The sequence below is a fragment of the Anaerosacchariphilus polymeriproducens genome (genome assembly GCF_003363435.1).
Classification (GTDB): Bacteria; Bacillota; Clostridia; order Lachnospirales; family Lachnospiraceae; genus Anaerosacchariphilus; species Anaerosacchariphilus polymeriproducens.
This window is the reverse complement of the sequence record NZ_QRCT01000007.1, coordinates 82558-101880: the sequence shown is the minus strand read 5'-3', so window position 1 is coordinate 101880 and position 19323 is coordinate 82558. Positions and strand designations below refer to the sequence as shown.

The following is a 19323-nucleotide window of genomic DNA, read 5'->3' as shown; positions in this document are numbered from 1 at the left end:
AAGCTTATCTAAAATGTATGCATAATAATATTCATTAAGTATATATACATATATATTAATCTTATGTAAGTAATTGTTAGCAGCGGATATATATTCTAAACTAACTGACTTTAATATATCACGCTTCATACTATGATTCAACTTTAACTAATCGACATTTTTTTCACTCAATAAGTTATTTACATTTTTTTTATTTTAATATACAACTTTTATTTTACTTTTTTCACTCTCATTACTTCTTAATTTATAATTGCTATTTTTCTAAATATGCTATAATAATCTTAACCTTTTACTATGTTTCGATTAAATTACAAAAAGAAAATCAAAGGAGAATAATAATGAGTACTATGAATTTAACATTATTGACAGATCTTTATGAACTGACAATGATGCAGGGGTATTTTTTGAACAAGACAAATGAAACCGTGATATTTGATGCCTTTTATCGAACGAATCCTTCAAATGGAGGATATGCTATCGTAGCGGGATTAGAGCAGGTTATTGATTATATTAAAGATCTGCGTTTCAGCAAAGAAGACATTGCATATTTAAAAGGTTTAAATTTATTTGAGAAAGAATTCTTAGATTATTTATCAAATTTTAAGTTTTCGGGAGATATTTATGCAATCAAAGAAGGTACCGTTGTCTTTCCTCGAGAACCTTTACTAAAAGTAATCGCACCTATTATTGAAGCGCAGTTAATTGAAACTGCTATTTTAAATATTATTAACCACCAAAGTTTAATTGCAACAAAAGCTTCCCGTGTATGTTATGCTGCAAAAGGCGACAGTGTATTGGAATTCGGCCTTAGAAGAGCACAGGGTCCTGATGCCGGTATTTACGGGGCACGTGCTGCAGTAATTGGCGGGTGTATAGCAACTTCTAATGTTTTAGCCGGACAAATGTTTGATATCCCTGTAAGAGGAACTCACGCTCATAGCTGGGTCATGAGTTTTCCTAATGAATACAGTGCATTCAAAAAGTATTCCGAATTATATCCAGACGCATGTCATTTATTAGTTGATACCTATGATACTTTAAAGTCCGGGGTTCCGAATGCTATAAGGATATTTCGCGAAATGCAAGCGTCTGGTATTAAACTAAAAAATTATGGGATTCGTTTAGACAGTGGAGATTTGGCGTATCTTTCAAAAGAAGCCCGTAAACTGTTAGATGAGGCCGGATATGAAGACGCTGTTATATCTGCATCCAGCGATCTAGATGAGTATCTAATTGACAGTTTAAAAGCACAAGGAGCTGTTATTACTTCTTGGGGTGTGGGAACCAATCTAATTACATCAAAAGACTGCCCTGCCTTTGGAGGAGTTTATAAACTAGCAGCCATGAAACGTCCTGACAAAAATGAATTTATCCCCAAAATAAAACTTTCTGAAAACACAGCAAAAGTAACAAATCCGGGTAATAAAACTATTTATAGAATTTATATCAGAGGGGTCGGTAAGGTAAAAGCGGATTTAATCACTTTAGCCGATGAGAAAATCGACGAAGAACAGGATTTAGTTTTGTTCGATCCTGTAGAAACTTGGAAAAAAACTAAACTAAGTGGCGGTAGTTATACAGTGCGTGAACTTTTGGTACCCATCTTCAAAAATGGGGAATGCGTATACACCTCTCCATCCGTTATGGAAATCAGAGATTACTGCCAAAGCGAATTAAACTCGCTATGGGACGAAACAAGGCGTTTCATAAATCCACATGAAGTCTATGTCGATTTATCCGATGATCTCTATTTGATCAAACGTACTTTATTAGCAAACTTAGGACAAGAAAAAAATCTATAAAAACCTCCACCTGATTTTAACCTGGTTGATTACACAATCAGCCAGGTTTGTCAGGAGTGGGGGGGTCCATTTCTTTGTTACTTTATATTAAAAAAAGTATTAATCTTACCGGAAGCCTCCTTCAAATACTCACAAGTAAATTTCTCAAATTCTCCTTGATCCACTAATTTTGCTATTTCGGTATCTATCGGGATTCTTCCTAAAACATCAATGCCAAGTTCATTCGCGATATTTTCCAGCTTACTTTCACCAAAAATTTTAATCTCTTTTCCGCAATCAGGGCATTTTACATAACTCATGTTTTCAACAAGTCCTACAATGGGAATATTCATCTGTTTTGCCATGTTATATGCTTTTTTCACAATCATAGAAACAAGGTCCTGAGGAGAAGTAACAATAATAATTCCATCTAATGGAATTGATTGAAATACAGTCAATGGAACATCACCTGTACCAGGAGGCATATCAATGAACAAATAATCCAGCTCTCCCCACACCACTTCTGTCCAGAACTGTTTTACCATATTAGCCAGTAACGGTCCTCTCCATATCACAGGAGAATCTTCTTGATCCAAAAGCAGATTAACGGACATGATTTTTATGTTATTGGAAGTGTTTTCGGGAATGATACCTTGCTTGCTTCCTTTGGCTCTTTTCGAAAGACCAAACATCTTTGGAATTGATGGACCTGTTACATCTGCATCCATGATTCCAACCTTGTATCCTAATCTTTGAAACATTACCGCTGTCATAGCAGTAACAAAAGATTTCCCTACTCCTCCTTTTCCACTAACTACACCAATGACCTTCTTAATTGAACTATGTAAGTTTACAGGCTCGAACATATTATTTTGATTATGTTCACAGCCCTCACAAGATTCCTTCTTACAATCACTGTCTGAACATTTCCTATCCATATCGGACATGTATTTCAACTCCTATCCATCTTATTTAATTAAATAAAGTTAATCTTTGTAAAGTCAATTTCTCCATTTTCATCAACCATATTCTCATCTGCATGAACATACTCTATTTTCCCTACAAACATTTCATGTGAACCTGTCATAATAGAATCCACTACAGTACATTCAATGTTTACAGGACAATCTAACATAATTGGAGCATTTATCTTAAGACCATCCTGCAATTTTACATTCTTATCATTCAATTTATCACAATCTCTTTTACTATACTTTCCCATATAATCGAATGTTTCCTGATAGCTTTTATCAACTAGGTTGACAACAAAACAACCCGACTCTTTTATCATTTTGTAAGAATACCGGGAAGGAACGATACCTACCATAACCATTGGCGGATCGTAACTACAATTTCCGCAATATCCTACAGCCAAAACATTATCCTCTCCATCCAGGCCACGGCAGGATACTAATACTTTGGATATTGGCTGTAATGCATTTTTCTTATTTGCTTCCTTTTTCTGCATCAAATCACTCCTTATATTTTGGTCTTATGCCCATAAATAAGTTTAACTTAATTTTGAACATACGTCAATAATGATTTGTAATTTTCCTTGTATTCTCTGAGGTACATAATATATTGGTAAAAAAATTGTCAGAATACTTTTTTGTATCCTGACAGTTCCTATTCACTCTAATTCAGTTTTTCCATGCCGTCGACAATGTTTATGACAGAACTTTCCTTTGCAGTCGTCCATACAAACTATTCTGGCAGAACCACATTCCGGACATACATACTGACCGTTCTTAATCATTTCTAGATTTTCAAAGCTTTCTTTCCACTCTTTACCGCAATCCAGACATCGGATAGGGCATATATTCCGAGTAAAATTTCCACCTTCTATTCGAATCATTTTTCCGTTCACTAAACTATCTGCCAATTTCTCGCGAGCAGAAAGTAAAATCCTTTGAAAAGTCGGTCTAGAGACTTCCATTCTTTCTGCGCAATCTCCTTGTTCTAATCCCTCTAAATCTTTCAATCTTATTGCTTCTAATTCTTCCAATTTTAGAATATTTTCTGGAAGTTCTGCTACATCAGTTTCAGAAGGTACAAAATAAGGTATCACAGGGATATGTTCTATTTTTCTCCATTTCGTCGGTCTTGCCATTTTTTACTCCTTAAAATGTTAATTTTTTCATAATTATTTAATGTATTATAAATAATTGTAACTTCTTTTTTCTATTTTATCAATATACTATTTTATAACTAATTATTTTCCAACATCTTTTTACTCTCTAACTTTTCTTTACATTTCTTACATAGGCCTAATAACACGATATTAGAGTCTTTCACCGCAAAGCCTCTTTTCATCTCAACCTTTTGGTTTAATTTAATATAGTCTAAATTAATATCAGAATCATCAATATCTATCATTACATTACAATTTGTACATTTAAAATGGATATGCAAAGGTTTTTTACTGAATATTCTCAATTCATAATAATTCAATCCGTCCATTGGAATTTCTTTCACAATTCCTAAATTTGTAAATACTTTTAGACTGCGGTATACTGTGGCCAGTCCTACTTTTTCTTCTTTCAATTTTTGATATAACTCTTCTGCGGTCAGATGACTAGTAGCATCTATTAGTTCAAGTAAAATAAGTTTTTTCTGTCTGGTATTTTTTATTCCATGACTAGATAAGATATTCTGATATTGTATAAGATTCTCTTTCAAACAGATCTCCTTTCTCAACCATTACAGTAGCAAAGTTTTATGAGCATATGCTTATAATACTATCTACATATACTTTTGTCAATTTGTTTCTTATAAAAAGAAAGAGGAAAATTTCCTATAAATTAGAAATAATCCTCTTTTATATAATATTACCAATATATCACCGCTATCGTTGTTCTTATTGTATCATGAATAAATCCATTCTGATTTTTAGACTCTAAAAACTGTCTGATTTTCTCTTCTTTTTCTTGTGTAAGAGTTGTAAATGTTCTTGCTCTATTTACATATATTTCACATGCCTCATCGTAGTTTCTTTTAATATTCCACTGTTGATCATTGTATTCTATTTTAGGCTGGTAACCCATTAGCCATAGCATGCCAAACGCATACAAGACATTTTCATCTCTACTTAAAACTTTCGTATCGACATTCATCATTTTCATAATATCATTTGAGATCTCATCCGTTCTTCTAGAATGTTTGAACATTATTCCATGTTTTTTACTGGATTTAATCATTTTCTCAAAAGTCGATGAGTCTCCAATTGCCGGTGTCATAACTGCCAATACCAAATCAAATTTATTTTCAAACTCATTTTTGCTGATATCATATTCACTCCAATCGCAGCAAAATAAATTTACGTTTTTTATACCCATTTTTTCTAAGTTCTGTTTTCCATATTCAATCATTTTGGGAGATAAATCTACTCCGGTCACTTCAGATACTTTCTGTGATAATGAAGCTGAATATTGACCAACACCACAACCTATATCGAGAACTTTGCTATTGGAATCGATCATATTTTCTTTTTCAATTATTTTTAATAGTATATTTCCCTCATCAGGCATTTCATAGTTTTTATATTGCTCCGATATTGTATCCCACATTTCAACTGCTGCCTTTTTATCCTTACAATCACTCTGCCATTTACTTTTTAATTCCTCTAATAATTCCATTTTATACTCTCCTCTCTAATCTTTTTTGACTTTATAGTAATTAACTAATACTATCATTATAAACTGCCTGTTTGAGGCATCGGTATAACCATTCTTACTCCATTAAAACTCTGTACTGAAACAGGCATTTCATAAACAAATTCAATATTATCGTTGGTCATAACTTCAATCCCGCCATAGGAATAGACACTCTTGTTTTTTATAAATAAAAACCGATCACAATATCTAAGAGCAAGGTTCAAATCATGTATTACAATAATTACTGCAATATTATTTGATTTTGAAATATTTTTAACGATAGATAAAACTTCATATTGATTTTTGGGATCAAGGTTACTTGTTGGTTCATCAAGTAATAATAATCTTGGCTGTTGTGCAAGAGCTCTTGCCAACATAACTTTCTGTAGTTCTCCGCCACTGATTTCATCAATATATCTGAGTTTAAATTCTTCCAGGCCCATCTGTCCTATAATTTTATCTACTATTTTGATATCTTCATCTGATGCATCCCATTTAATATATGGTCTTCTTCCCAATAGCACCGTATCAAAAACTGTTACTCTGGAACCTTCATTTTTTTGGGCAACATATGCGATACGTTTTGCAACTTCTTTTCGATTCATTGCAAGCACATCCTGCCCGGATATATAAATCGTTCCTTTCTCCAACGTATTTATTCCATTAATGCATTTTAGTAAAGTACTCTTCCCTGCTCCGTTATTGCCAAGAATTGCAATTAAATTATTTTCTAAAATATCAAATGAAATATTTTCTAATATCTTTCTTGACGAATATGAAAAATCAATATTATTTATTTTAATCATTTCTTTACTCCTTTAAAAACCAAATATAAAAACACAGGAGCCCCCAGCAAGCTTGTAACTGCTCCAATCGGAAGTATGACCGGTGCTACAATAAGCCTTCCAAATATATCTGCCGCCAGCAAAATTAATGCACCGCATAAGGCTGATGCCGGTAATAGATAGCGGTAATCATTCCCAATAAAAAACTTCATTACATGGGGAGCTATTACTCCTACAAAACTTATTATTCCTACAAAAGCAACCCCAAATGCTGATATCAATGAACAAACTGCCATACTGATTAAAATAGTTTTATCAACGTCGACACCAAGACTTTTTGCTGTATTAATTCCACTATTAATTGCATTATAATTCCATCTGTTAAACATAAAATAAACAAGTGCTGCAATTGTAAAAACTGCAATCATTATTACTTCATTTTTACTTGTTCTGCCGATATCACCAAATGTCCAAAATACTACTGCTGCAAGCTGTACATCCGATGCAAAATACTGTAGAAGTGTTAGACCGGCATTAAATAATGTAGACAAAGCAACTCCTGCAAGTATAAGCGCTTCGGGTCCAAAACTTTTTATTCTTGATACAGTTAATATAATAAAGGTAGGAATGAAGCCTCCAATAAATGCACAAAAAGTAACTATATAAGGATTATTAATAACTACAGCAGAATCTATGGAAGCAGAAGATTGTATTCCGGCACCAAAAACAATAATACCTACTGCTGCTCCAAATGCCGATCCTTGTAATACTCCTAAGGTAGAAGCGGAAGCAAGAGGATTCCTTAATGCACTCTGCATGACTGCTCCTGCTATTGCTAGTGCTGAACCTACAAATATTGCTGTAAGAATACGAGGCAACCTCATGCCAAATAGTATAATCTGTGACTTTTTTGTCCCACCTCCAAAAAAAGTTTTCAAGACATCAAATCCATTCATATCTGATGTACCAGTCGAAAGTGCCGCGAAAGCCAAAAGAAGAACGAATAAAAACATGATTCCAATAATCATATTCTTATTTTTGATAAAGTTTTTGTATTCTTTTATTGTCTTCTTATGTTTCATTTGCAGCCCCCAGTGTAATTTCCCCAAATCCTAATCCTTTGTCTGAAAGTTCTTGATAATATTGCTCACTTCCAAGCATAAATTTAAAGATTTCATTTGCCTTCTTTACAGGATCTATATCTGCAAATTCTTTTGGATATATGATTGAGCCTGCATAATAACAATCTGCAAGTGCAATTTCAACGTTCGTATAATAATAATTATAGCCAAGCATTGTATAAACCTGGCCATTTTTCACGGCTGTAAGTGATTGATAATAATCTTCATTCGATGCATAGTCTTTATTAACTAGGCTGATATTGTTTGGATCCAGAAAAATAATATCGGGGTCAGCATTAAGTATTGCTTCTTTTTCAATCAAAACATCCTTTGTTTCCCCCTCTTTATTACCAAATATATCTACCGCATTAAGCGCTTTAAAAGGTGGGAAATTTGTATATGTACCCTCTATTCCATGGCCGCCACGAAAAGAAACGGCACCGCTATATACAACTTTTTTTTCTTTTTGAGGAATATTCTCAGTTCTTTTATTTAAATCTTTTTCGACATTTTTGATATAGTCAATTACTTCCTGGCAACGTTTTTCTTTCTGACATACTTCACCTATAATTTTTAGTGATTGATAATAATCTTCACCAAAAAGTGTACCTGCATTAATAACCACTACCGGTATTCCGGTTTTTTCTTGAAGGTTTTCTGCATCTTTTTTAGAATAAGCTCCTATGATTACATCCGGATCTACTTCCAAAATTTCTTCTATGTAAGGGGTATATCCTCCACCGCCTCCTTCACCTATAATTGGCAGTTCTTTTAATCTATCGTGGTTGACCCAATTGTAAGCTCTGACAATATTTTTCTGAGTTTCAGCTTTCTCGACTCCTGATACCAAATCAACTGCATCCGCATAACACATCATTCTTAATCCATTCGCCAATGGAATAACTGATTTGACTTCCTTTGGGATTTCAACATTTCTCCCGACCGCATCCGTAATTTTCCTTGTCTCACCCGATTGTTCCGAAGAATTATCTTTTGGTGAACCACAGCCAAATGTAAAAATTGAAATCAAAAATATGTATAAAAATAAGCTACTAATTTTGACTTTCATCTGTTTTCCTCCACTTCTTTATCATTGAATCGTTATGATTTTAACACCTCTCAAATTTTGACACAAGCTCCCTATGGGGATATTATTTTAAATAATAAAGCACTGAACTACTTTTTAGTAATTCAGTGCTACTTTTTATTGTTCCATTTGCCGTCCAAGAAATGCTGATGCACACAATGCAACTTTTTCTTCGGTTTCACCAAGCTTTTCATCATGATCCTTATCATAAATTATTACCGCACCAATTGCATCCCCCTCACTAATAATCGGACTAATTACTTCGCTTCTCACTTCATCGTCATCTTCATCTGTCAATGGTACAAAATCTCTTTCTTCTTTAAACGCTGAAATTAACTTTCTATCTTTAATTACAGCTTCCAATTGTTTACTAATATTTTTACCTTGAAGTCCTTTTTTAACACCTCCTGCTGTGGCTATAATCTGATCCCTGTCAGCGATGCATACTGCAAGTGACAATGTTTGAGCAAGCGAATCTGCATACTCTTTTGAGAAGGTTCCCAATTCTCCGATTGGTGAATATTTTTTTAGAATAATTTCTCCCTCTCTATCGGTGAAAATTTCTAACGGATCACCTTCTCGAATTCTCAATGTCCTTCTAATTTCCTTAGGAACAACAACTCTTCCTAAATCATCAATTCTTCTAACAATTCCCGTAGCCTTCATTAAATCTTCTCCTCTATAATATTTTATCGTTACTTTACTATACTTAAAAAATTGAATAAAAATACTAAGCCTCATAATAATTTGATTTAATAATATTATCTACAAACAAATGGAAAATATTCATAAATTAACTAGTAGATTTTATAAATTTTCTTCTAAAGATTTCGTACAGATTTAGAAAATGTTGGAACCTTTAAATCAGATTCCAACATAAAAAATATATTTAAGAAAATCATTTAATATCTTAATTACTCACTATAAATTAATTATTAACTTATCCTAATTTATTTATACCAATTTGCTAAATACTGTGAAATTGCAAATAAAAGTGCACCCACAAACCATACTGACAAAATGACTCGTGCAATCACCCTTGGATTTTTGTAAAATAAAAATGTCTGCTCTTCTTCAAAATCCTCCTCTTCTATGTCATCTTCGAAAATATCATCAAAATCTTCTTGATCGTATTCATCCTTTTCCTCATTCAACTTTGTAACTAAATCAACGTTACAGTCATCACATCTTTTAATCCCTTCATTGTACTCTTTTTTACACTTAGGACAATACAATATATACGCCTCCTTAATTATAACTCCTCACTCAGTTCCTTTCTATTTAAGTATTGTAAAAATAACCCCCCTCTTTTGACAATTACATTACTATTATAAATTTTTATAAACCTTACACCATTCGTCTGCAATAATCGCATGACCATATGGAGTTAAATGTGTACCATCTGTTGTAAGCGACTTATAGCCGTATTTACGGGATGCATCTACAAAAATGCCATCTAAATCAATAAATGGCAGCTGATATTTATCGGCAAGTTCTCTCACTGTTTCAATATGTTCCTCTACAATCTGACGCCATCCAGCATATTCATTCATTTGTCCAAAAACAAACGGAGACATCAATATTATTTTAGCATGGGTCGTATCCAATGTTTCTTTTATAATAAACTCATAATCTTCTCTAAAACCAAGACGAGCCATAGATATATGATTTCCGATCCGCAGACCTGCATCATTAATTCCAATCAGAATAGTTATAACATCAGGATTCGATTCCAAAAAACTTTTCCACTTACTTTTTAGGTCCTGTATCATAAATCCATTAAACCCTTTGTTAATAACCTTAACAGACTGCAGATTTTCTAAATCTTCAGCAATCTTACGCACATAACCTTCTCCCAGTCCACTTGGATCATCTCCCCAGAGTCGATTACAATCAGTTACACTATCTCCCGTAAACAAAAGAACTTTAGCATCACTGGAAATTTCAACTTTGGATTTTTTATTCTTATAATACTTTAAATTTTGTTGTTCAGGAATCTCTTTTCCGAAATAAAATGCCTTGGGATTTACTGCTCTCATAGTAGATAAAATACCGTCCAAATGGTCATATTCATGTTGAATTTCAAAAGAAAGAAACCCATATAAATCCATTTCACAATCTTCCCATTGCATATTCTTATACTTAATCACACAGCTCTCATAACGGTCAACTTTCACCCCTAATCCCGGAAAAGACATACACTCTTCAATGATACTAACTTTTTTTTCATTTACAAATTCTAACCTCGGATTAATAAATACTACAGGAGCTCCCTGAAATAGATAAATAATCCTTTTAAAAATTCCAATTTGTGGTGCAGAAATTGCAATACCCTCAGCTTTTATATTTTTAAATCTGATAATTGTATTATGTAGTTCTTTAATAATATTATCTATTTCAACTAATTCTTCCTTTTTAACCGGTAAACTGACATCATAAAGTTTAGGATTCCCCAGCTGTAATATCTCGTAACTCATAATTACTCTCCTTTGATTTATAGATTAAAATATTCTTTTATCTGATTTAATATAATATTCATTAAACGTGTTCTGGCTTCCACACTTGCCCATGCTATATGAGGTGTAATCACAAGCCTGCTGCTATCTTTCATTCTTAAAAGTGGATTCAACTCACTCATAGGTTCTTCACATAACACATCAAGCCCTGCTGCAGCTAATTCTTCATTTTCCAAAGCCTGCATTAAATCTTCTTCAACTACAATAGGTCCACGTCCTAAATTTAAGAGTATTGCTGATTTCTTCATTTTTTGAAAAGCAATCTTATCCATCAGACCTTGTGTATTTTCATTCAAAGGGGCATGTATAGATATTACATCTGCATTCGAAAGCAATGTATCAAAATCTACTTGTTTATAATCAGTATTATTATTTTTGCCAGAAGTAGAATAATAAATTATTTTACAGCCAAAAGCTTGTGCCAGACCGGCAACTCTTCTTCCAATATTCCCCAATCCAATAATTCCCCATGTCTGACCATGCAACTCGTGGAATACATTAGAAAAATGTGAAAAGACCGTATCATTAATATAGTGTTCTCCTTTCACATAGTCATCATAGTATCTCATTTTTTCGGCCAAATAGAACAGCAACGAAAAAGTATGTTGTGCAACAGATTCTGTAGAGTATCCTGCAACATTCCTCCATTCAATCCCCTTTTTTTCTAAGTATTCTTTATCTAAATTATTGGTACCGGTAGCTGTAATGCAAACTAATTTCAAGTTTTCAGCCTTCCCAATGGTTTTCTCGTTGATCAGTGTTTTATTCACAATCACTACATCTGCATCCATGACACGTTCTGAGGCTTCTTCTGTCTTTGTAAAATCATATTTCACTACTTCACCTATTTCTTCATATCCAGTTAAGTCAATGTCATCTCCTATGGTCTTTGCATCTAGAAAAACGATTTTCATGTTAACCTCCTTTTCGTTCCATTACTCATTTCTACCAACATAATAACCAATATATATTTTCATGTCAACGAACAGAACACTTGCTTTTGTAAATTTCGTGTTAAATATTCCCATAAGATGTTTTGCTTCAACGGTTATGCCGGACATTTCAATGAGCCTTAAAAACAAAACTGATATCAGGAGTGCCTTCTATCAGTTTTTAAGTCTCATTTCCATGGCATAAACGTTGAAGCAAAACATCTTATGGGAATATTTTTGGAAGTTTACGGGGGACGTTAGGGGGTGATATTTTTACTACTTTTACTTCTGTATTTTATTTAGTGTTAGATTTATTATCTTTTTTTGTATATAAACCTCTCTAGTTACTGGGGCTATATCACTTTTTCAACAAAAAAGCAATGAACTCTATAGATACTTTCGGACTGATAAAATTTAATTCCTGGCGGATGTTCCTGTCCCCGTAAATGATTCTGCTAATGCAGAAATCACAAGCCGAAGTCTCTATCTGTTCTTAGATTCTGAGCCAGAGGTCTAACCTAGCCATCCCGAAGGGATTTACCCTTGATGGCACGCAAAAGCAATGCTATGATGCTGTGAACCAGACGTTGAAACCTATCTGTTCTTGAGTTCTTCGTCGTCGGTAAGATGTTCAAAGCATTGCTTTTGTGTGCTGTCAAGGGTGGCGTAAGCTGCCAAAATCTATCGTATCTACAGTTTCAAGGTAATTAACTAAATATGATTATTTCAATTAACATAAAACAAGTGATTAAAGAGATAGTTAAAAACTTCTTCTTACCTTTAAAAAATGGTAGATTAAAATTTAATGTTTTCCGAAAAGATATATAAATTAAAAAAGATAAAAATGAATTTCCAACTAACGGTATCAGTGTATACAATACCAACATCAGTGATGGTTCTTTTCCTTTCACTAACATAAATAGCGCACTAAATATCGAAACAATAAGTCCAATAAAAGGAAGCCAGGAAAAATAACAACTTACATTCTTTTTGTAATCAGTATCTAAAGTCATTTTACTAATTTTTTTCATACAATCAATCCTTTCTCTCATTTTGTTTAATTTAATTGGTCATACTACCATTCCATTTCTCCAATAACTCCCCGAAATTGTAATCACAAAGTCCCACAACCAATAAACTGCAAGTTCCCCATCTGGTTTCTCGCCTTCTTGAATGTATTTAGGGAATCTTAGTTCTGTTTCAGGATGCTTTTGTTTGGAAATCCCACCTGTTTGAGAGCTTGCTCGAGTTTGGGATTTCCAGACACGTTTTTTGCATCCGGAAACAGAACTTAGATTCCCTTAATACATGAAACCAAAGAGAAAACAGATGGGGAACTTGCCCTAATCTTGTGTCTGAACACCTGCTTCTGAATTAATATCTGCTGTTTGTGTATCTGAAACTTGGGTAAATAAGCGGTCAAATTTTACATCATCCCAAACGCTGTTATTTACTTTAAATTTAACTTTCTTTGCCCATGAATCATATATTTCTTTATATTTTGTTTCTTTTCTTTCTTTTATAATTGATGTTTCTTTATCAGCAGTAGCTTTTTTATCTAATTTACTCTCCATTTTTACTACATATAAAGAATCTTCAATTTCAATAACATCAGAAGTCTTTCCTTCTTCTAACGCGTTTGCTGCTTTTTTCAATTCAGCCGGAAGCGTTTCATCATCAGAACCATAAGTTGCTTCGCTTGCTGTATGTCCTATATCTGTTGCTGCTTTATCAAAGTCTGCTCCATTTTGAACTTTCTTCGCTAATTCTGCTACATCTTTTCGAAGAGTTTTTACTTCTTCCTTCGTCAATTCTACATCTTGTTTATTTTTGTCTTTCTTAGTTTTCGTACTTATTTTAGCGTATTTAATCTTAGCTTGATTTTTTTCTTCGTCTTTTACTTTTAAATCAACATCTGCTATCATAGCCGAATACATTTTATCTTTAATGGTCATAAGACGAAGCATTTCTATAATATACTCTTTGGTCGCACCTATCTCTTCTATTGCATCCTTGGTATTGGATTTCATAAACTTATCTGCTGCTGCTTCAATAGATTTCGTTTCATCCTTAGTTAAAGAAACTTTATATTCATCTTTATGATTATCTAGAATGTACAATTCTTCAATCATTTTCAGGATATCTTGTTTCACGCCTGCCTCAATTGTCTGATTATCCTTACCGGTTTTTTGTGACCATACATCTTTTCCAAAAACCTGAGCATACATTGCATCATAATTTGCCTGTGTATATCTTGCAAAGAAATTTGCAAATCCAAATGTAATCTTCTGATCATCTAAAGTCGCTACTACATCTTCTGGCTTGCTTTGGCATCCGGCCATTGTAAATACTGCAAGAGCCATCATAGCAATCACTATGCTCTTCCATCTGTTTTTGTTTTTCATATTATCCTCCTAATTATATAGTTTCTTTCAAATATTTTTTCTCAATTTCTTCCTCTTTCCATAAAATATGGAACGACTTCATTATATTACTTATCTTCTATTGTGGCAAGATTTTTAATATATTTTTCACATCCTGAGCATCTGCATTTCATCCAAAATTCCACGAATCAATTCCAAACTGTTTTCTTTCATGTTTTTATTATTTTTAGGTGGATAATAGCTGAAAAATGGATTGGCTCCTAATGTAAACTTCATTTTATCATTATATATCTCAAGAAAATCTGGAATAAGCTCCACCTTTATCTTTGCTTTTTCAAATAGGGTAAAAACATATATATCTCCTTTTTTTGAAATCTCGATAAATTGTAAACTATGTGCCAACGCTCTTAGTTTTGAAACTTCTAATAAATTTTGAACAGACTTTGGCATATCTCCAAACCTATCTAGTAATTCTTCGACCATCTCATCATATTCTTCATCGTTTTCAATACTGGCAATCCTTTTGTAAATATCTAGTTTATGAAACTCGTTCTGAATATAATTTTCCGGTATATACGCATCAATATCTAAATCAATTGTGGTATCAAAACTGTCTTCATCTTCTATCCCTTTTAGGTGTTTTACCGCCTCATTCAACATCTTGCAATATAAATCATAACCAACTGCCTCCATATGTCCATGCTGCTGTGCACCTAACAGGCTTCCGGCTCCGCGGATTTCTAAATCCCTCATGGCAATTTTGAATCCTGAGCCAAGTTCTGTAAATTCCTTAATGGCATGAAGACGCTTTTCTGCTACTTCTTTGAGCATCTTATCTCTTTTATACATCAAAAATGCATAGGCTGTTCGATTGGATCTACCTACTCTCCCACGTAATTGATACAATTGTGAAAGTCCAAGATTATCTGCATCATGAATAATCATAGTATTAACATTGGAAATATCTAAACCAGTTTCTATAATAGTCGTTGAAACTAATACATCAATATCACCATTAATAAAATCATACATGATTTTTTCTAATTGATGTTCTTTCATCTGTCCATGTGCATAGGCCACATTGGCTTCGGGCACTAAGTTTGCTATTGTTTGCGTAATATCTTGTATGGTATTTACGCGATTATATACATAATATACCTGCCCACCTCTGGCTAACTCGCGGTTAACAGCTTCTCGGACCATTTCATCATTGTACTCCATAACATAAGTTTGAATCGGTACTCTGTCATTTGGAGCTTCTTCAAGTACACTCATATCACGTATACCGATTAAACTCATATGAAGAGTCCTGGGTATCGGTGTTGCCGTAAGAGTCAGAACATCAATATTATTTTTTAGCTGTTTGATTTTTTCCTTATGCGCCACCCCAAAGCGCTGTTCCTCATCGATAATCAATAGTCCTAAATCTTTAAACGCTACATCTTTTGACAATACTCTATGGGTACCTATTAAAATATCTACCAATCCTGATCTCAAATCACTAATCGTTTTCTTTTGTTCCCCCGGAGTACGAAAACGGCATAGTAAATCTACGCGAACAGGGAAATCCTTCATTCTTTGAACAAATGTATTATAATGCTGCTGGGCCAGGATAGTTGTCGGTACCAGATAGACCACTTGTTTCCCTTCCTGCACTGCTTTAAAAGCCGCACGAATAGCAATTTCTGTCTTTCCGTATCCAACATCTCCACAAATAAGACGATCCATGATTTTTTTACTTTCCATATCTCTTTTGGTCGCCTCAATGGCTAACATCTGATCTTCTGTTTCTTCATAAGGAAACATGTCTTCAAACTCTGTCTGCCATACAGTATCTTTTCCATAAACAAAACCTTGCTTCTCCTGTCTTGTAGCATATAACTCCACCAGTTCTCTAGCAATTTCTTTAACTGCACCTTTCACTTTTGTCTTTGTCTTAGCCCACTCCTGAGTACCTAATTTATTTAATTTAGGCTTTTTCGCATCCGAGCCGGCATATTTTTGGATCATATTCAATTGCGTCGCTGGGATATATAAATTTCCATTACCGGCATATTCAATTTTCATATAATCTTTTACAATCTTATCAACTTCTACCTTCTCAATGCCACGATAAATACCAAGTCCATGATTTTCATGTACAACATAATCACCGATATAAAGATCTGTAAAACTTTGAATCCGCTGTCCTTCATATTTTTTCCGCTTTTTCTTTTTCTTCTTCTCACTTCCAAAAATATCGCTTTCAGAAATAACTGCAAACTTAAGTATTGGGTATTCAAAACCTTTTTTTACCTTCCCATAGCTCACCATGATTTCTCCTGGTTTCACTTTTCTATCCAAATCATCTGTATAAAAAATATTTAATTCATATTCAGACAAATCATCTGCTAATCGTTTTGCCCGTGTCCTTGAACCTGACAGCAGAACAACCCCATAACCTTCTTTTTTAAATTGTTTTAAATCTTTCACCAATAATTCAAAACTATTATTATAGGGATTTACTGACTTTACATTTATATTAAACCTGGTTCTTATCGACAATTCCGTCATATGGACATCTAACGTACTTAAAGCCACGCCACGTTTATCATTTAATTTCACCAAAACTTCTTTAAGAGGATATAAAATGTTCATCTGACCTGGAAGTATATAGCCTTTTTCAAGGCGGTTCTTCATACTTTCTTGAAATTCTTCTTCAACAGCTCGTCCTCTCTCCATTATTCTATTGGGTTCATCTAAAAATAAAATTGTTTCTTCTTCTTTAAAGTATTCCAAAAAGCATACCGTCTTTTTAGAAAAATATGGTACATAGCTGTCTAAATTTGCACCTAATCCAAATTCATTGATTTGTTCAACTAATTCTTCCACACTTGTTTGTATTCGGTAAGCTTCCTGTGTTTTCATTTCTTGCCGGAGAGATTCTATTATTTTTTCTGCTTCCTGCTTAATCAGATTCAATCCCTTTTGAATACTTTCTTGAGAAAATACTAATTCTGTAGCAGGATAGATCTTCAATTCTTCCATATTCTCAATTGAGCGCTGGCTCAATACATCAAAACTTCGGATGGAATCAATTTCATCATCCCAAAGTTCAATCCTGTATGGATTTTCTTCTGTTAATGGAAAAATATCAATGATTCCACCACGAACTGCGAACTGACCGGGCGTTTCAACTTGATAATTTTTTTCAAATCCACTGGCAATTAATTGCTTTTTGAAGTCATCAAGATTAATTACTTCACCGGCTTTTAAATACAAAACATTATTTCTAATCTGCTCTTGTTCTGTAAGCCGGTCCATAAAACCATCCAAAGTTGTTACTATGGTCATAGGTTCTCGTTCCATAACAGCCTTTATCACTTCAAGACGTTCTTTAATAATAAGGTTACTATGAATATCTGACTGATAAAAAATCATATCCTTGGCTGGATACAAAAGCACATTTCTATCATAAAATTTGTAATCTTCATATATTTCCTTTGCTTTTAACTCACTAAAAGTAACGATGATTTTCCATCGAAAACCATCGCTTAGACAATGAATCATATGCAGCTTCTGTGAATCAATACAACCGGAAATCTGAACCATTCCCCTGCCTGTTTTAAGATACTTTTGCATCTCATCAAATTCACCTAGCTGTTTTAGCGGTTCTGTAAAAGCCTTCACAGAGCATTCACATCCTATCTTGTTTTATTATATTGGTTCATAGCTTCTTCTACATTACCTTCAAGCATAAACTTAACTGCCTGACTGGTACGTATCATAGCTTCCTCTACTTCCTGGCGTTCTTCTTTGGAAAATCTTCCCAGTACATAATCAGCCAGATCCCAGCCTTTCGGCTTTTCTCCTACCCCAATTTTTATTCTTAAAAACTCATCATGACCTAAATGCGAAATTATGTTTTTTATTCCATTATGACCGCCAGCACTTCCCTTTTTCCTGATTCGCATTCGTCCGGGATCAAGACTGATATCATCATATATGATAATTAATTCGTCTTTTTCATCTATCTTATAAAAGTCTATGAGTTCAATCACACTTTCACCACTTAAATTCATGAATGTCTGAGGTTTTGCTAAAATAACCTTATACCCTTCTATGATGCCTTTTCCAATCAAAGCCTTATGTTTCTTGGATGAAACATCGATACCATATTTGTCTGCCAAATAATCAATTGCATCAAATCCAATATTGTGCCTCGTCCCTTTATACTCCTTGCTGGGATTTCCCAATCCTACTATTATATGCATCTTTATCACCTTTAACTATCTGTTTTTCATTACTTCTTCTGCTTCTTTCAACTGTTCTTGGGTATTCACTCCGGCAATTTCCCTCGGATCTTGAATCAAGTAAGCATCCACTTTTAGACCTTTTTCTTTTACGATCGTTAATGTGTCAGGTAGATAATACTCTCCCTGAGCATTATTTGTTGTTAACTTATCTAATGCTTCCGATAATTCCTTTGAATTAAAAATATACATACCTGAATTGATTTCTTTTGATTTCAATTCTTCCTGTGATGCATCCTTATGCTCTACACTCTTAATAAATTCTCCTTGATTATCACGTATGATTCTTCCATATCCGGCTGGGTCTTCCATATTCGCTGATAATACAGTTATCTTATTTTCATTTTGTCTATGATAATCCACAAAAGCTTTCAGTGTCTCTCCCTTGATAAGCGGTGTATCCCCACATAAGACAAGAGTTTCTCCTTCCTTACCAATAAAATCTTTCGCACATTTTACTGCATGCCCTGTGCCTAGCTGTTCTTCCTGAACGACAAATTCGGGACCTTTTGGAATGCTGTTCCTTACCTTATCAGCCTGATATCCAATTACAAGACAAACCTCTTGTACACCTGCCTGCTGAGTTGCCTCTATTACATATTCTACTAAAGTTTTACCCAAAACTTTATGAATCACTTTGGGTAAATCTGATTTCATTCTTGTTCCTTTTCCTGCTGCTAAAATAACCGCTTTTAGTTTACTCATTATTTTCCTCCATTATTCCAAAATATAGTTCATCATTATATTCTACAAGAAATTTTCCGCTTTGTCA

At 33.7% G+C, this 19323-nt stretch carries 18 protein-coding genes; 1 reads left to right on the top strand and 17 read right to left on the bottom strand.

All coding sequences use genetic code 11. The features are described from left to right. Positions 1-338: 338 nt before the first annotated feature. Positions 339-1802, top strand: coding sequence for a nicotinate phosphoribosyltransferase (locus DWV06_RS01105; protein ID WP_115480334.1), 1464 nt, complete (start codon positions 339-341; stop codon positions 1800-1802). Between the two features lie 77 nt (positions 1803-1879). On the opposite strand, the gene DWV06_RS01100 is transcribed toward DWV06_RS01105, so the two are convergent. From DWV06_RS01100 to DWV06_RS01020, 17 genes are all read right to left on the bottom strand, one after another. Continuing rightward, entirely contained in the window at positions 1880-2728 is an 849-nt protein-coding gene (locus DWV06_RS01100) for an Mrp/NBP35 family ATP-binding protein (RefSeq protein WP_115480333.1), read from the bottom strand. A 29-nt stretch (positions 2729-2757) separates the two neighbouring features. Beyond that, positions 2758-3249 carry a flavin reductase family protein gene (locus DWV06_RS01095; RefSeq protein WP_115480332.1) on the bottom strand — a complete coding sequence of 164 codons (492 nt, stop codon included), beginning with the start codon at positions 3247-3249 and terminating at the stop codon, positions 2758-2760. Between the two features lie 162 nt (positions 3250-3411). Beyond that, entirely contained in the window at positions 3412-3891 is a 480-nt protein-coding gene (locus tag DWV06_RS01090; RefSeq protein WP_115480331.1) for a DUF134 domain-containing protein, read from the bottom strand. Between the two features lie 98 nt (positions 3892-3989). Beyond that, positions 3990-4460, bottom strand: coding sequence for a Fur family transcriptional regulator (locus DWV06_RS01085; RefSeq protein ID WP_115480330.1), 471 nt, complete (start codon positions 4458-4460; stop codon positions 3990-3992). 149 nt (positions 4461-4609) lie between these two features. Next, positions 4610-5416, bottom strand: coding sequence for a class I SAM-dependent methyltransferase (locus tag DWV06_RS01080; RefSeq protein WP_115480329.1), 807 nt, complete (start codon positions 5414-5416; stop codon positions 4610-4612). A 56-nt stretch (positions 5417-5472) separates the two neighbouring features. After that, positions 5473-6240 (bottom strand): ABC transporter ATP-binding protein, encoded by a 768-nt coding sequence (locus tag DWV06_RS01075; protein ID WP_115480328.1) that lies wholly within the window; start codon positions 6238-6240, stop codon positions 5473-5475. Beyond that, a complete protein-coding gene (locus DWV06_RS01070) occupies positions 6237-7301 on the bottom strand; it encodes a FecCD family ABC transporter permease (protein ID WP_115480327.1) in 1065 nt (354 codons plus the stop codon). The genes DWV06_RS01075 and DWV06_RS01070 overlap by 4 nt, the downstream gene beginning before the upstream one ends. Continuing rightward, positions 7291-8409 carry an iron ABC transporter substrate-binding protein gene (locus DWV06_RS01065; protein WP_115480326.1) on the bottom strand — a complete coding sequence of 373 codons (1119 nt, stop codon included), beginning with the start codon at positions 8407-8409 and terminating at the stop codon, positions 7291-7293. Before DWV06_RS01065 ends, DWV06_RS01070 begins: the two co-directional genes overlap by 11 nt. Before the next feature lie 135 nt (positions 8410-8544). After that, the gene (gene spoVT, locus DWV06_RS01060; RefSeq protein ID WP_115480325.1) at positions 8545-9093 is read right to left on the bottom strand and encodes a stage V sporulation protein T; all 549 of its coding nucleotides are present in this window, start codon (positions 9091-9093) and stop codon (positions 8545-8547) included. Positions 9094-9377: 284 nt separating this feature from the next. Then, positions 9378-9662, bottom strand: coding sequence for a hypothetical protein (locus tag DWV06_RS01055; RefSeq protein WP_115480324.1), 285 nt, complete (start codon positions 9660-9662; stop codon positions 9378-9380). A 93-nt stretch (positions 9663-9755) separates the two neighbouring features. Next, positions 9756-10904: a peptide deformylase gene (locus tag DWV06_RS18945; RefSeq protein ID WP_162300537.1), complete on the bottom strand. Its 1149-nt coding sequence runs from the start codon at positions 10902-10904 to the stop codon at positions 9756-9758. Between the two features lie 17 nt (positions 10905-10921). After that, entirely contained in the window at positions 10922-11857 is a 936-nt protein-coding gene (locus DWV06_RS01045; protein WP_115480323.1) for a D-2-hydroxyacid dehydrogenase, read from the bottom strand. 725 nt (positions 11858-12582) lie between these two features. Then, positions 12583-12906, bottom strand: coding sequence for a hypothetical protein (locus tag DWV06_RS01040; RefSeq protein ID WP_115480322.1), 324 nt, complete (start codon positions 12904-12906; stop codon positions 12583-12585). Positions 12907-13218: 312 nt separating this feature from the next. Then, the gene (locus DWV06_RS01035) at positions 13219-14280 is read right to left on the bottom strand and encodes a peptidylprolyl isomerase (protein WP_115480321.1); all 1062 of its coding nucleotides are present in this window, start codon (positions 14278-14280) and stop codon (positions 13219-13221) included. A 126-nt stretch (positions 14281-14406) separates the two neighbouring features. Continuing rightward, positions 14407-17928 carry a transcription-repair coupling factor gene (mfd, locus tag DWV06_RS01030; RefSeq protein ID WP_115480320.1) on the bottom strand — a complete coding sequence of 1174 codons (3522 nt, stop codon included), beginning with the start codon at positions 17926-17928 and terminating at the stop codon, positions 14407-14409. Between the two features lie 14 nt (positions 17929-17942). Further along, positions 17943-18512, bottom strand: coding sequence for an aminoacyl-tRNA hydrolase (gene pth / locus DWV06_RS01025; protein ID WP_115480319.1), 570 nt, complete (start codon positions 18510-18512; stop codon positions 17943-17945). 15 nt (positions 18513-18527) lie between these two features. Beyond that, on the bottom strand, positions 18528-19256 hold the full coding sequence (locus DWV06_RS01020; protein WP_115480318.1) for a sugar phosphate nucleotidyltransferase: 729 nt from the start codon (positions 19254-19256) through the stop codon (positions 18528-18530). Positions 19257-19323 lie beyond the last annotated feature (67 nt).

Coding starts and splice junctions, on each gene's coding strand:
- DWV06_RS01105 (WP_115480334.1), top strand. CDS start 339: ATGAGTACTATGAATTTAACATTATTGACAGATCTTTATGAACTGACA.
- DWV06_RS01100 (WP_115480333.1), bottom strand. CDS start 2,728: ATGTCCGATATGGATAGGAAATGTTCAGACAGTGATTGTAAGAAGGAA.
- DWV06_RS01095 (WP_115480332.1), bottom strand. CDS start 3,249: ATGCAGAAAAAGGAAGCAAATAAGAAAAATGCATTACAGCCAATATCC.
- DWV06_RS01090 (WP_115480331.1), bottom strand. CDS start 3,891: ATGGCAAGACCGACGAAATGGAGAAAAATAGAACATATCCCTGTGATA.
- DWV06_RS01080 (WP_115480329.1), bottom strand. CDS start 5,416: ATGGAATTATTAGAGGAATTAAAAAGTAAATGGCAGAGTGATTGTAAG.
- DWV06_RS01075 (WP_115480328.1), bottom strand. CDS start 6,240: ATGATTAAAATAAATAATATTGATTTTTCATATTCGTCAAGAAAGATA.
- DWV06_RS01070 (WP_115480327.1), bottom strand. CDS start 7,301: ATGAAACATAAGAAGACAATAAAAGAATACAAAAACTTTATCAAAAAT.
- DWV06_RS01065 (WP_115480326.1), bottom strand. CDS start 8,409: ATGAAAGTCAAAATTAGTAGCTTATTTTTATACATATTTTTGATTTCA.
- spoVT (WP_115480325.1), bottom strand. CDS start 9,093: ATGAAGGCTACGGGAATTGTTAGAAGAATTGATGATTTAGGAAGAGTT.
- DWV06_RS18945 (WP_162300537.1), bottom strand. CDS start 10,904: ATGAGTTACGAGATATTACAGCTGGGGAATCCTAAACTTTATGATGTC.
- DWV06_RS01045 (WP_115480323.1), bottom strand. CDS start 11,857: ATGAAAATCGTTTTTCTAGATGCAAAGACCATAGGAGATGACATTGAC.
- DWV06_RS01040 (WP_115480322.1), bottom strand. CDS start 12,906: ATGAAAAAAATTAGTAAAATGACTTTAGATACTGATTACAAAAAGAAT.
- DWV06_RS01035 (WP_115480321.1), bottom strand. CDS start 14,280: ATGAAAAACAAAAACAGATGGAAGAGCATAGTGATTGCTATGATGGCT.
- pth (WP_115480319.1), bottom strand. CDS start 18,512: ATGCATATAATAGTAGGATTGGGAAATCCCAGCAAGGAGTATAAAGGG.
- DWV06_RS01020 (WP_115480318.1), bottom strand. CDS start 19,256: ATGAGTAAACTAAAAGCGGTTATTTTAGCAGCAGGAAAAGGAACAAGA.